Here is a 12333-nt window from a genome sequence, read left to right as displayed (position 1 = left end):
TTCTGGCTCATGGTTGGCACCTCTGTTGGTGAAGAGTTTATCTCTTCTTGAGGTGTCCGGGATATTCAACCAGAACAAGTATGTTGGGTGAAAAATTCGGATAGTAGTATTGGGGATAACAACTTGTTTGTGTGATTTTTGAACCTGGCACGCGGTACTGTGTTTCGAGATGCTGTATCATCAAATTCCAGTGAGATCAGTTCTGAAATCGGTTTGGTATTTTGTCGATCATTGTTGATGAGGTCCGGATTGTTGCATGATAATTGCTTGTCACTCTGACAACTAATACGGAATACGACAGGTAACGTGTTGATTTGGATGGAAAATGCTCTTTTTAATGTATGAACGACACCATTTGGGAGAAGCCGAAGCAGGCTGTCGCTCTACCTGGCAGGCTCTTGGTTTGGTTGATGACCTGGTTGGGTTGGTGCGTATTTTTGAATGTGCTGTTTGTGTTTGTGCCACGAATGGATACTTGAGCAATGAGATGGTTGGTATGGAGCCAGGTCAATGAAGGTTGTTACGGATGACGCATCACACTTGCATCAGGCATTGATGCAAGCTGAGTCATTATCCAAAAAAAGTCATCCGAGCAGTAAAGCGGCTTCCGATAACGGCAAGGTATTGCTACTGCAAGGGCCTGTTGGGCCATTTTTCAAGCGATTGCAGCGTTATTTGACGTCTGAAGGTATGGATGTCAACCGGGTTTGTTTTAATCCGGCGGACTTGCTGTATTCCTGCCGTAAGAATCGCATTTATTTCAGTGGCGGGTTTGTTGAATGGCGCCGTTGGTTAAGAAAATACCTTCACGTTTCTCGTCCTGATGTCATTATCTTGTTTGGGTCCGAGCGTCCGGCTCATCGTATTGCCCGGCAGTTGGCGGAGCGTTTGGGTATCCGGGTGTTGTCGCTTGAAGAGGGGTATATCCGACCTGGTTTTGTGACGATGGAAGAGGGTGGTAATAATGCCAGTTCGCCATTGGCTGGTGTGACGCCTGATGTGTTTTTTTCTCCGCAAGAAAGAACGACGGAAGTGGGAGTGCCATACAAAAGTTTCGGAAAAATGAGCCGTTATGGGGCGATGTATTATGGCATTCGCACTTTTTTGAGTATTGGTGCTCAAAAACAGCTCTTTCATCGCCGCTTTCACTGGTGGGAAGAGTGTTTTCGTTGGGGGCGGAATGCGTATCGGCGTTTGGCTGGCCAGGGAAATAATTTTGCCACGATCCAGCGATTACTTGAGCATTGGGACAAGCATTTTTTTCTGGTACCACTGCAAGTCTCTGCGGACTCTAATATGCAAGCAGCCGCGCTTGGCTGGAATTCAATGCGGTTGATCTCTTCCTCTATGAGGTCGTTCGCAGTCACCGCGCCTTTAAATACTCGACTTGTCTTCAAAATACATCCTCTGGAGCGAGGCCACTGTGATTACTTGTCGTTTATCGCCGAGGAGGCGCAACGGCTGGGCGTTGGCGATCGGGTGGATATTATTGATACCGGGTCATTGGGGTTATTGGCTCGCCATGCGGCCGGTATGATTACGATCAATAGCACTTCTGGTTTGTCGGCCATTCACCACGGTATTCCCTTGCTGGTGATTGGCAAGGCTGTTTACGCCAATCCGGTGTTGGCGGTGTGTGCCAACGGGCAGCCGGATTTTGATCACTTCTGGACTTGCCATTATGTGGCAGAGCTGTCGATACGGCGTGGCTATCTCGAGTGGCTGAAGCAAGAAGCTTTGGTTGCCGGTGATTTTTATGTGGAAGATGGAATAACACAGGCATGTCACGGAATCGCGGAGAAGGTCACGTCGTATCTGCAGAGTGACTGTGTTGGTGAATGCTTGGCGTCTATCGATCCCGAACCTCGCCAGGTCTCTGTGGTTTAGTGGTTTGGCGTGGCTGAATTGATCGACAGTCCGTGCCAGTTGCTGTCTATTTCTCTATAATCCCGGGCTGAATTCATCTGGTTTTGAGAGACATCATGACAGTCCGCACCCGAGTTGCGCCTTCTCCAACTGGCGATCCGCACGTTGGCACCGCTTATATTGCACTCTTCAATCTTGCATTTGCCCGCCAGCATGGTGGTCAGTTTTTATTGCGTATTGAAGATACGGATCAGCAGCGCAGCTCGCCGGAGTCCGAACAGGCCATTCTCGACAGCCTGCGCTGGTTAGGGATGGAATGGGATGAAGGCCCGGATGTGGGTGGCCCTCATGGGCCATACCGCCAAAGTGAGCGTCGCGATATTTACCTCGATCATGTACAGCAGCTGCTGGATAAAGGCTGTGCATTCAAATGTTACCGCACGGCAGCAGAGTTGAATGACTTGCGCATTCAGCGTGAAGCCGAGGGTAAAAATACAGCATTAAAAGCCTCCGACCTGGAACTGCCTGCGGATGAAGTGGCGCGCCGTGAAGCAGACAATGCTCCTTTTGTTGTGCGTATGCGAGTACCGGAAGCCGGCATTTGTGTCGTCAATGACATGCTGCGTGGCCCGATTGAACTCGACCTGGCACAGGTGGATGCGCAGATCTTGCTGAAATCCGATGGTATGCCTACGTATCATCTGGCGAACGTAGTCGATGACCATTTGATGGCCATTACCCATGTGATTCGGGGTGAAGAGTGGATCAGTTCTGCTCCCAAGCACAAGCTGCTGTATGAGTACTTTGGTTGGGAAATGCCGCAGCTGTGTCATATGCCGTTGTTGCGCAATCCGGATAAAACCAAGCTGAGCAAGCGTAAAAACCCAACCTCTATCATGTTTTATGAGCGCATGGGCTTTATGCCGGAAGCGCTGCTGAATTATCTGGGGCGTATGGGTTGGTCGATGCCGGATGAGCGTGAACAGTTCAGTCGTGATGAGATGTTTGCCAATTTTGATATCAAGCGTGTCTCTTTGGGTGGGCCGGTATTTGATGTCGATAAATTACGCTGGCTGAACAGTCTGTGGCTGCGTGGTTTGTCACCGGAGGCCTTTTGTGAGCAATTTGCCAATTGGGGCTTGCGTGCTGAAAACATGCTGCCGCTGGTGCCCCATGTTCAGCCTCGTGTTGACGTGTTCTCGGATGTTGTGCCGCTGGCAGGGCATTTTTTGTCTGGCTTGCCTGCGCTGACTGCTGAGCAGTTTGACCACAAGGCTTACGATGATGAAAAACGGTTGCAGACCCTGCAGTTTGGGTTGTGGCAGCTGGAAGCCATTCGTCATTGGGACAAGCCTGAAATTGAACAGCGCTTGTTTGCTCTGGCTGGGCAGCTGGATCTGAAAGTCCGTGATTTTCTGTTTCCGTTTTTTATTGCCATTGCGGGCACCTCCTCGACTATATCGGTACTGGATTCAATGACCTTGCTCGGGCCGGATATGAGTCGGGCGCGTTTGCGTGTGGCGATTGATGTGCTGGGTGGTGTGGGCAAGAAGCGGCTGAAGAAAATGGAAAAGGATTACTTCGGGATTGCGCGTGCGATTGATCAGGTTCTGCTTGAGCGTGCGGCTGCCGAATAAGCTGGTAACGGCCTGCGTATCAGGCCAAGTGGTTGTTTTTACATTTATTTTAAAAAAGTAGTTGACGGCCACAGGGTCTCTAAGTAAGATGCGCACACGTTTTGAGACGGGGCCTTAGCTCAGCTGGGAGAGCGCAACACTGGCAGTGTTGAGGTCAGCGGTTCGATCCCGCTAGGCTCCACCAAATCTCAAAAAATATGTCCCCATCGTCTAGAGGCCTAGGACACTGCCCTTTCACGGCGGCAACAGGGGTTCGAATCCCCTTGGGGATGCCAACTCTATTTGGCATCAGAAGAAAGCGGCAGATAGCCGCTTTTTTTGTGCCTGTCATTTTGCGAATATAATTTTACCCCCTTCGCACCTGCATCTGCCGACTGGGCCAAAAGCCAAATCAGGCGTGTTGGCGGTTGGTGTGTCTACCATCTGTTAGTGGTCGTGGCTGGCGCTGACCGGCTTATGTGCACTGACAATGACAGCAAGGTACAATGCCTACCAGTTCGCCGTTCTGGTACCTGATACTGTGTGATCAACCAGTGGGCGACAAGATACTTGCACAGAGGAATTTTCATGTCCTGGACCAATCCCTTGCCGGAAGCACTGCAGCAGCGAGCCGCCATGATCAAACTGGTGGTATTTGATGTTGACGGTGTGTTAACCAATGGCACGCTGACCTACAGTGGTGATGGTGAGCTGGTAAAGCACTTTAATGTCAAAGATGGTGTGGGCATCAAGCTGCTCGAGAAATTTGCAATTGCCACAGCGATCATTTCTGCCAAAAGCTCCGATGCCTTGGCGAGACGTGCCCGGGATCTGGGGATTCGGCATTTTTACCCTGGCAGCAAAGACAAATGGCCTTGCCTGGAAGAGGTTATGTCGCAGCTGGAGATTACTCCGGGTCAGGTCTGTTATGTCGGTGATGATGTGATCGATCTGAAAGTCATGACCCGGGTCGGCCTGCCAATGGCTCCGGCCGACGCGTTCTGGATGGTGCAGCAGCGTGCTGCACACGTCACACAGGCCGCTGGAGGCTGTGGTGTGGCGCGAGAAGTGGCTGATCTGATCCTTGGCAGTCAAATGCCACTGGAAGATGCCTATATCAAGGCGATGCTGCCTGAATTTGAGGAACAGAAAGGATGAAAGCTCTGGTAACCGGCGTTGCTGGTTTTATCGGGTCGTATGTGGCCAGGCGCCTGATGGCAAAAGGGTATGAGGTTGTCGGAATCGATAATCTCAATGATTATTACGATGTTGCTCTGAAACGTGCGCGCCTGGCGTGGGTCGGCGAACAAGATGGTTTTACCTTCGTCAAAATGGACCTGGCCGACAAGGCTGCCATGACCAACCTGTTTGACAGTCACCAGTTTGATCGGGTGGTGCATTTGGCGGCTCAGGCCGGGGTGCGTTATTCCATTGATCATCCTGATGTCTACGTTGCCAGCAACCTGGTGGGATTTGTCAATATACTGGAAGCCTGTCGGCATCAACAAACGCCGCATCTGGTGTTTGCGTCCTCAAGCTCGGTGTATGGTCTGAACAGCAAGCTGCCGTTTGCCACTTCGGACAGTGTTGATCATCCTGTCTCCTTGTATGCCGCCACCAAAAAATCCAACGAACTGATGGCGCATACCTACGCTCATTTATATGGCCTGCCGATTACCGGATTGCGCTTTTTTACTGTGTATGGCCCATGGGGACGACCGGATATGGCCGCCTGGGGCTTTACCAAAAACATTCTGGCGGGCAATCCCATCAATGTTTATAACTACGGCAAGATGCGGCGGGACTTCACCTATATCGATGATATCGTTGAAGGCGTGGTGCGAGTGACTGAGCGTATCCCCACAGGCGTTGACGGCTGGACGGTGGAAAGCGGCGATAAAAGCTGTAGCACGGCACCCTATAAAATTTATAACATCGGCAATCACAACAGCATCGAGCTGGGTGAATTTATCTCCACACTGGAAAATGCACTGGGCGTGAAGGCCAAGATCAACTATATGGACATGCAGCCTGGTGATGTTGTGGCCACCCATGCTGAGGTCGATGACTTGATTGCCGCCGTGGATTTTGCTCCGAATACGCGCCTGGTCGATGGCATGGAGCGGTTTGTGGGCTGGTATCGTCAGTATCACGGTTTGTGATGTGACAGCTGCAAGGGCAGGTCACACAGTGGATGCCCGTTTCAGGGTTAGTGCTTTTCGCGCCAGCAGACAATTGACGCACGTATTGGACACAGGTCTCTCGGATTGAGGTTATGAAAAACTACAAAATCGTTATTCCAGCACGCTACGCTTCCAGCCGCTTACCGGGTAAACCTCTGATTGAATTGGCCGGTAAACCCATGATCCAGCATGTGTATGAGCGCGCACTGGAAACCGGCATTAAGGACATCGTGGTCGCGACCGATGATGACCGTATCGCTGATGTAGCCCGTGGGTTTGGAGCCGATGTGGTCATGACCTCGGTGAATCACGAAAACGGCACTGAGCGCATTGCAGAGGTCGCCCGGGTGCGGGGCTGGGAAGATCAGGATGTGATTGTCAATCTGCAAGGGGATGAGCCGTTGATTCCCCGGCAGTTGATTGAAAAAACTGCGGCGAGCTTGCTGGATCGTCCGGAAGCGGGCATGAGCTCATTGTGCACGCCGATTCATGATGATGACGATGCATTTGATACCAACGTCGTCAAGGTCGTGCTGGATCGTGCCGGGTTTGCCATGTACTTCAGCCGCGCCAGTATTCCCTGGGACCGCGATGGCTACAAGGCCAATCCCGGAGTAATGACCACCAAGCTGCCTTTATATCGCCACTTGGGCATGTACGGCTATCGGGTTTCGTTCCTGAAGCAATACACCTCGATGGAACCTTGCGCGCTGGAAGGTGCTGAGTCACTGGAGCAACTCCGGGCGCTCTGGTATGGCGTCCGTATTCATCTGTCGGTGATTGATGAGCCACCGGGACATGGTATCGATACGCCAAGCGATGTTGCTCGGGTTGAGCAGTTGTTGGCAGCCATGGCTGCCGACTAACTCTCTTCAGGTTACCTGACGGGGTGGTGTCGCCGCCCCTGGCACCATTTGCCAATACCCGTGCGGCGAACAATCACCATTCGATTACAAGTGTCGTAGCGGTAACTCTTTGCTGGGGTTGCCGCTGTTGAAGCTGTTTGTCAAAGCCTGCTGGATCGTCCAGGTCGTTCTGGCATCGGCGGCATTCGCTTGCAGTTGCATAGGGCGCGCCCCTTGGCTCGCTTCCGACCCGGTTTGGGATTGATCTTCAGCAAACCAGCTTTCTCGCCCGAATACGCCCTGGGTCTGATCGACATCACTATTGACCATGACTTTAACCTTGCTGTCCACTCGGCGTGCCATGGTGAACAGTGGTAAGTCCGTAATGTGGTTGTCGTGCCGGATAACCAAATGGATGGCCCGGTGTTTTCCTTGGCGTAAATATTTGACCAATGCTGAAATCAGCAAGGGATGATGCCAGTAGGGATTTTCTGGATCAGACAAGGCCAGCATGACAGAAGTGGGTTGCTGGGACAGTTGGGTCAGTAAAAATCCCACAACCTCGCAGGCACTGCTGAGTGTGTGCCGGTTGTTGTCCTGACCGATGCGGTAGGCGTATTGATAATCTTCCGGTGGGAGGCTGGTGTTCAGAGGCAAGGCAATATCCAGATGAGGAATGCCTGCATCGAGGTAAAAGTGACCATCGTTATAGAAGCCGAGTTGCCAATAAAAGCTCATGGCGGTGCATTGTGCACTGGCCAGCAAGAGAGGCATGGACATCGATTCTGCCAATGCCTTGACCTCTTCAACCAGCTGTTGGCCAATACCCGCTGAACGGTATTCCGGCAAGACAGCCAAGCGGCCAAAATGACCGTCATCGAACAGGCGAATGCAGCCGATAGTGCGATCACCATCCTGGGCGACCACATAGTGAGCGACCTGGTCTGCGGCTTCATCCCATTCTTCCTCCGGTGGAATTTGTTGCTCCTGAATATAGACCCGGTCTCGGACATCCCGGATGCCTTGCTGGTGGTCAGCCCAGTTAGTACGCACCATACGAATGCTCATGGTTGTCTCCTTCTTATTAGTATCGGCATCATTCAACCTGATAAATCAGTTGTTGTAACCAGAGGTGGCGCAGTAGTTCATAGCCTTGTCTGGAGCAGGGGACATCGGCCATCTGCTCACGGGGATATTGGTTGCGGCTGCTGAGTAATTGCGCCAGTTCCAGGTCGTCGTTATCGAGTACTGATGTTTTCCCCTGGGCGTAAAATACCAGGCCGCTGGCAGTTTTCTGATAGGCAAAGCGAGCATGCTCACTTTTGCGTAAATCGGGTAGTTGCCGATGCTGGCTGCGCCATGCTTCCCAGTCGTCATCATTCAATCGTTCGGATTGATGCTCCGGGTATTTGGGTTCTGTCATTAAAGTGCCAAGAATGTCTCCCAGATGATCCGGTTGCATCAGCATGTCTTGCAGGAGTTTGGCCAGACGCGTTTTGGCAGCGGCGGATATTTCGCCCGGATTGCCTTCCTGAGCAGTGTAATCGGCATCGGTGTAACGTTGATCTTCGCTGCTGTTGCTTAATACCTGATCCAGTGCAGACTGCGCCAGTTCGGCGACACTGGGGGCACGGAAGCCGATCGAATAGGTTTGGCACTCGCCCCAGGCGATGCCGTAATGGGCCAGCTGTGGCGGCAGGTACAGCATATCGCCCGGATCCAGCACCCAGCGGTCGGTTTCTTCAAACCCGGCCAGAACCCGTATCATCGGTCCTTGTATAATCGGGGATTCATCGTTGCACATCTGGCCAATACGCCATTCTCGCTGACCTTCGGCCTGTAATAAAAAGACGTCGTACTGGTCGTAATGAGGGCCAACACTGCCGCCATCCACGGCGTAGCTGATCATCAGGTCGTCGACACGCCAGCCCGGCAGAAAGCGAAAATGCTCCAGCAAATCGGCCGCTTCCGGAATCCAGTGATCCACAGCCTGTACCAGTAACGTCCAGTGGCTGTCTGGCAGGTCTGCAAAGGCGGCTTCGTCGAACGGCCCTTTACGAATTTCCCAGGGGCCGGCAGGGCCATTTTCCATCACCAGTCGGGACTCGATTTCAGACTCCAGTGACAGGCCAGCCAGCTCATCGGCTGCCAGCAGAGGCTGGAATCCGGGCCAGGCCTGACGAATAACAACCGGTTTTTTTTGCCAGTAATCACGCAGGAATACTGCAACCGAAAGATCACCAAGGAGATGCATAAAAGAATGTTCCTGACCAGGGCGAACCTATGGCATTCACGGGTTCGCAAAATAATGAATGTCCAAGCTGCGTATTGTTTGAGCTTTGTCAGCCAGATGCAAGGAGCCTGTTTTTTGACGGACTTGCACTCGAAGAACTGTGCTACCTCTTTGATCTTTCTCAAGTTCCGATTCATTAGCTGGTTGTCAATGAACCGGGCATTCATAACTATAACAGCAGTTACAACAAAGCCGGTTACGACATCAACGTGGTGACGCTCAGGGAGAGATACATAATGAAAAAATATCAGTTAGTGGTATCGCTGGTAATGCTTGGCTGTGTCGCTACAGCCAAGGCTGTAGGGCCAATACAGCCCTTGGAAGCTGTAAAAGACGTCAAGCAGGCGCAAGTGGAATTGGGTAAAAAACTCTATTTTGATCCCCGGTTGTCAAAATCCGGGTTTATATCCTGTAACTCTTGCCACAACTTGAGCATGGGCGGCACGGATAACCTGAAAACCTCCATTGGCCACAACTGGCAGCAGGGTCCGATCAATTCACCTACGGTGCTTAACTCGGGGATGAATATTGCCCAATTCTGGGATGGTCGGGCGGCCGACCTGAAAGAGCAGGCCGGTGGGCCGATTGCCAATCCGGGAGAAATGGCATTTACCCATACACTGGCGGTGGATGTCTTGCAGTCCATTCCCCAGTACGTTGCAGAATTCAAGCAGGTATTCGGTACCAGTCAATTAACCATCGATCAGGTGACTACAGCGATTGCCGAATTTGAAAAAACGCTGGTAACGCCCAATTCCCGTTTTGACCAGTGGTTGCTGGGAGATAAAAATGCGCTGAGCAGTGATGAAAAAGCCGGTTACACCTTGTTCAAGGATTCTGGCTGTGTCGCTTGTCATAATGGCCCGGCGGTTGGAGGGAATTCGTTCCAGAAAATGGGGCTGATAGAGGCTTATCAAACCAATAACCCGGCCGAAGGCGTTGCGGCTGTGACGGGTAAGGATATTGATCGTTTCAAGTTCAAAGTGCCGACATTACGTAATGTCGAGCTGACCTATCCATACTTCCATGATGGTGAAGCGGCCACGCTGACAGAGGCAGTGGATATCATGGGGCGCTTGCAACTGGGGCGTCATTTCAGTGATACAGAAAATGCCCAGATAGTGGCTTTCCTGAAAACACTGACTGGCGAGCAACCATCCTTTATGTTGCCGATCTTGCCGCCATCCACCGACAGCACGCCACGTCCACAACCCTTTGATTAACGGCTGGCGTTGGGTTTAAGACGGTGGGTTTTAGGCGATGTAGCGCAACGGCGAGTCATGAATCTGACTCGCCGTTGTCTTTCTGGCTGCCCGGGTTATCGGAGTAGCCCAGCGTTTATCAGACCGCCTTGGCTTGCGCCTCCGCGTTGCCGATATAACTGGCTGGCGTCATGGCATTCAGTTCTGCTTTCACCGCTGCTGGCAACTCAAGGCTGTCAATAAAGTCGCCCATGGCATCCTGGGTAATGGCTTTGCCGCGCGTGAAGGCTTTCAGTTTTTCGTATGGCTGTTCGATGCCATAACGACGCATCACTGTCTGGATTGGTTCTGCCAGAACTTCCCAGGCATTGTCGAGGTCAGCTGCGATACGTGGTGCATTCACCTCCAGCTTGCTGATGCCTTTCATACTGGCGGCGTAAGCAATCAGACTATAACCAGAACCTACCCCCATGTTGCGCAATACCGTGGAGTCGGTCAGGTCGCGCTGCCAGCGAGAGATCGGCAGTTTGGCGGCCAGATGACCAAAAATGGCGTTGGCGATACCCAGGTTGCCTTCGGAGTTTTCGAAGTCGATCGGGTTAACCTTGTGCGGCATGGTCGAGGAACCCACTTCACCCGCGATGGTGCGCTGCTTGAAGTAGCCCAATGAAATATAGCTCCAGATATCACGATCAAAATCAATCAGGATGGTGTTGAAGCGGGCGATGGTGTCGAACAGCTCGGCAATGTAGTCGTGGGGTTCAATCTGGGTGGTGTAAGGGTTGAACGTCAGCCCCAGAGACGTTACAAAAGCGTCAGCGTTGGCTTGCCAGTCTACATCCGGGTAGGCGCTGAAGTGGGCATTGTAGTTACCCACCGCACCGTTGATTTTACCCAGCAGCGGTACCTGGTCCAGTTGGCTGATCTGACGTTCCATGCGGGCGACAACGTTGGCCATTTCCTTGCCCAGCGTCGTCGGCGAAGCGGTTTGTCCATGGGTACGAGACAGCATCGGCACGGCGGCATGCTCATGGGCCAAAGCGCGGATGGCGTTGGCAATTGCTTGCATTTCGGTACTGATCAAAGCGCGACCGGCTTTCAGCATCAGGGCATGAGACAGGTTGTTGATGTCTTCCGAGGTGCAGGCGAAGTGTACGAATTCGGTGACAGCATTCAGCTCGGCGTTGTCGGCGATCTGTTCCTTGAGGAAATATTCGACCGCTTTGACATCGTGGTTGGTGGTGGCTTCGATGGCTTTGATACGCAGCGCATCGTCTTCACTGAAGTTCGCAACAATACCGTCAAGCAGGGCGTTGGCGCTGTCACTGAAAGCCGGTACTTCGGTAATGGCTTCGTGAGCTGCCAGACGTTGCAACCAGCGAATTTCCACCTCAACCCGCGCACGGATCAATCCAAATTCAGAGAATATCGGGCGCAGTGCCGACGTCTTGCTGCCGTAGCGGCCATCGATTGGTGAAATTGCTGTAAGTGCAGACAGTTCCATAGACATTTCTCGCTGGAGTTCAGATTGCTGAAGACAAGGGGGCGATGGCATCAAGCGCTGGCCAGCCGTTACCTTGTTGTTGAAAAAGGCGCGAAAGTCTACCGGAAAAACCGTTATTTCTCAGCTGTTGGCGGAAGTTTTTATACCGGAGCGGCAAATGGCCTGGTTCATGGTGATAGAATGCCGCCGTCCAAGGGCTGGCCTGGCGCCGGTTTTGTCTGTGTCTGTTTGAGGTGTGTCTGTTTTTATGCTCGATTCGATGCTGGCGGTATCGCACGATCCGTCCTGGTTGGTACTGATGGTGATTGTGTCGACTTTTATGCTGGAAGACCTCGCCATTATCGGAGCAGCGATGCTGGCAGCCAGTGGGCGGATGCAGCCGGAGGTTGCCTTTCTTGCCACCTGTAGTGGCATGTTTATCGGGGATTCAGCGCTGTACCTGATGGGCCGCGGGGCGCTGGTCTGGCCCTGGCTGGCGCAGAAATTCCAGCACGATATGATCCGCCGTCAGGTGACGCCGCTGCAGCAAGCGCCCTGGCATCAGTTGGTGCTGATTCGCTGTATGCCGGGGTTACGCACGTTTGGCTATATCGCCTGCGGTCTGGCACGGGTGCCTGGGCTTACCTTTACGGTGGCCAATGTGGTGTCGATTGTGGTGTGGGCGGCGGGATTGTTTGGTGTGGCGTACTGGCTGGGCAGTCAGTACGCTGAACAGATGCACGACTGGCTCTGGTGGTTACTGCCGGTGGCGCTGGCTGTCTTTGTGTTGGGTCAGCGCAAGATCCGGCAGAATATGGCGAACGGTGCCTGAACGCCTGAAGCGG

General features: G+C 52.6%; 10 protein-coding genes and 2 tRNA genes. 9 read left to right on the top strand and 3 right to left on the bottom strand.

The features are described from left to right. Nucleotides 1-510: 510 nt before the first annotated feature. The 7 genes from Q4551_RS13430 (at nt 511) to kdsB (ending at nt 6531) form a co-directional block, all read left to right on the top strand. Entirely contained in the window at nt 511-1887 is a 1377-nt protein-coding gene (locus Q4551_RS13430; protein ID WP_303434369.1) for a hypothetical protein, read from the top strand. A gap of 95 nt (nt 1888-1982) precedes the next feature. Continuing rightward, nucleotides 1983-3503, top strand: coding sequence for a glutamate--tRNA ligase (gene gltX, locus Q4551_RS13425; protein ID WP_303434368.1), 1521 nt, complete (start codon nt 1983-1985; stop codon nt 3501-3503). A gap of 108 nt (nt 3504-3611) precedes the next feature. Then, nucleotides 3612-3687, top strand: a tRNA-Ala gene (locus Q4551_RS13420). 15 nt (nt 3688-3702) lie between these two features. Next, nucleotides 3703-3778 (top strand) — tRNA-Glu (locus Q4551_RS13415). A gap of 292 nt (nt 3779-4070) precedes the next feature. After that, nucleotides 4071-4640, top strand: a complete 570-nt coding sequence (locus tag Q4551_RS13410; protein WP_303434367.1) for an HAD family hydrolase — start codon at nt 4071-4073, stop codon at nt 4638-4640. Then, nucleotides 4637-5644: an NAD-dependent epimerase gene (locus Q4551_RS13405; RefSeq protein ID WP_303434365.1), complete on the top strand. Its 1008-nt coding sequence runs from the start codon at nt 4637-4639 to the stop codon at nt 5642-5644. The genes Q4551_RS13410 and Q4551_RS13405 overlap by 4 nt, the downstream gene beginning before the upstream one ends. A gap of 113 nt (nt 5645-5757) precedes the next feature. Beyond that, nucleotides 5758-6531: a 3-deoxy-manno-octulosonate cytidylyltransferase gene (gene kdsB / locus Q4551_RS13400; RefSeq protein ID WP_303434364.1), complete on the top strand. Its 774-nt coding sequence runs from the start codon at nt 5758-5760 to the stop codon at nt 6529-6531. Nucleotides 6532-6615: 84 nt separating this feature from the next. On the opposite strand, the gene Q4551_RS13395 is transcribed toward kdsB, so the two are convergent. Both Q4551_RS13395 and Q4551_RS13390 read right to left on the bottom strand, forming a co-directional pair. Continuing rightward, complete coding sequence (locus Q4551_RS13395) at nt 6616-7578, bottom strand: GNAT family N-acetyltransferase (protein ID WP_303434363.1); 963 nt, start codon at nt 7576-7578, stop codon at nt 6616-6618. Between the two features lie 28 nt (nt 7579-7606). After that, entirely contained in the window at nt 7607-8764 is a 1158-nt protein-coding gene (locus Q4551_RS13390) for a cupin domain-containing protein (protein WP_303434362.1), read from the bottom strand. A 275-nt stretch (nt 8765-9039) separates the two neighbouring features. Here Q4551_RS13390 and Q4551_RS13385 point away from each other — a divergent pair, with 275 nt between their 5' ends. Beyond that, a complete protein-coding gene (locus tag Q4551_RS13385) occupies nt 9040-10026 on the top strand; it encodes a cytochrome-c peroxidase (RefSeq protein ID WP_303434361.1) in 987 nt (328 codons plus the stop codon). Between the two features lie 118 nt (nt 10027-10144). On the opposite strand, the gene purB is transcribed toward Q4551_RS13385, so the two are convergent. Beyond that, entirely contained in the window at nt 10145-11509 is a 1365-nt protein-coding gene (gene purB, locus Q4551_RS13380) for an adenylosuccinate lyase (protein WP_303434360.1), read from the bottom strand. Nucleotides 11510-11756: 247 nt separating this feature from the next. On the opposite strand from purB, the gene Q4551_RS13375 reads away from it, so the two are divergent. Beyond that, a complete protein-coding gene (locus Q4551_RS13375; protein WP_303434359.1) occupies nt 11757-12320 on the top strand; it encodes a DedA family protein in 564 nt (187 codons plus the stop codon). Nucleotides 12321-12333: the final 13 nt, after the last annotated feature.

The sequence above is a fragment of the Oceanobacter sp. 5_MG-2023 genome, assembly GCF_030548165.1.
GTDB lineage: Bacteria > Pseudomonadota > Gammaproteobacteria > Pseudomonadales > Oceanobacteraceae > Oceanobacter.
This window is presented reverse-complemented; position numbering and strand designations above follow the sequence as displayed.

Coding starts and splice junctions, on each gene's coding strand:
- Q4551_RS13430 (WP_303434369.1), top strand. CDS start 511: ATGAAGGTTGTTACGGATGACGCATCACACTTGCATCAGGCATTGATG.
- gltX (WP_303434368.1), top strand. CDS start 1,983: ATGACAGTCCGCACCCGAGTTGCGCCTTCTCCAACTGGCGATCCGCAC.
- Q4551_RS13410 (WP_303434367.1), top strand. CDS start 4,071: ATGTCCTGGACCAATCCCTTGCCGGAAGCACTGCAGCAGCGAGCCGCC.
- Q4551_RS13405 (WP_303434365.1), top strand. CDS start 4,637: ATGAAAGCTCTGGTAACCGGCGTTGCTGGTTTTATCGGGTCGTATGTG.
- kdsB (WP_303434364.1), top strand. CDS start 5,758: ATGAAAAACTACAAAATCGTTATTCCAGCACGCTACGCTTCCAGCCGC.
- Q4551_RS13395 (WP_303434363.1), bottom strand. CDS start 7,578: ATGAGCATTCGTATGGTGCGTACTAACTGGGCTGACCACCAGCAAGGC.
- Q4551_RS13390 (WP_303434362.1), bottom strand. CDS start 8,764: ATGCATCTCCTTGGTGATCTTTCGGTTGCAGTATTCCTGCGTGATTAC.
- Q4551_RS13385 (WP_303434361.1), top strand. CDS start 9,040: ATGAAAAAATATCAGTTAGTGGTATCGCTGGTAATGCTTGGCTGTGTC.
- purB (WP_303434360.1), bottom strand. CDS start 11,509: ATGGAACTGTCTGCACTTACAGCAATTTCACCAATCGATGGCCGCTAC.
- Q4551_RS13375 (WP_303434359.1), top strand. CDS start 11,757: ATGCTCGATTCGATGCTGGCGGTATCGCACGATCCGTCCTGGTTGGTA.